At 40.5% G+C, this 464-nt stretch carries 1 protein-coding gene; it reads right to left on the bottom strand.

The genetic code is table 11. The features are described 5' to 3' along the window. Positions 1–464: Calx-beta domain-containing protein (locus Q1A73_RS24480; RefSeq protein WP_299611460.1), on the bottom strand; the 464-nt coding region annotated here is incomplete at both ends.

Here is a 464-nt window from a genome sequence, read left to right as displayed (position 1 = left end):
TCATTATCAGTAATCGTTACCGTACCACTTGGATCGGTATTACTCGTATTACCACTGGTAACTGTACCACTAACTGTTAAGTCCTCACTTGGCTCATCAATAGCATCATCGATAACAGGAACATCAACAGTAACACTAGTCGATCCCGCTGGAATCGTAACCGTAGTAATAACCTCTGTATAATCACCTGGCTCACTAGCACTACCATCTGTAGTAACTATATCTATAACCGTATCTACACTACTCGCTACATCAATACTTACTGTAACCGTAGCATTACCTACATCCTCTGCAACTGTAATATCGCTAATACTAACCGTAGGGGTATTATCATTATCAGTAATCGTTACCGTACCACTTGGATCGGTATTACTCGTATTACCACTGGTAACTGTACCACTAACTGTTAAGTCCTCACTTGGCTCATCAATAGCATCATCGATAACAGGAACATCAACAGTAAC

The sequence above is a fragment of the uncultured Aquimarina sp. genome (assembly GCF_947492115.1).
Classification (GTDB): Bacteria; Bacteroidota; Bacteroidia; order Flavobacteriales; family Flavobacteriaceae; genus Aquimarina.
The sequence above is the reverse complement of the archived record's forward strand: the minus strand, read 5'-3'. Positions and strand labels throughout refer to the sequence as shown.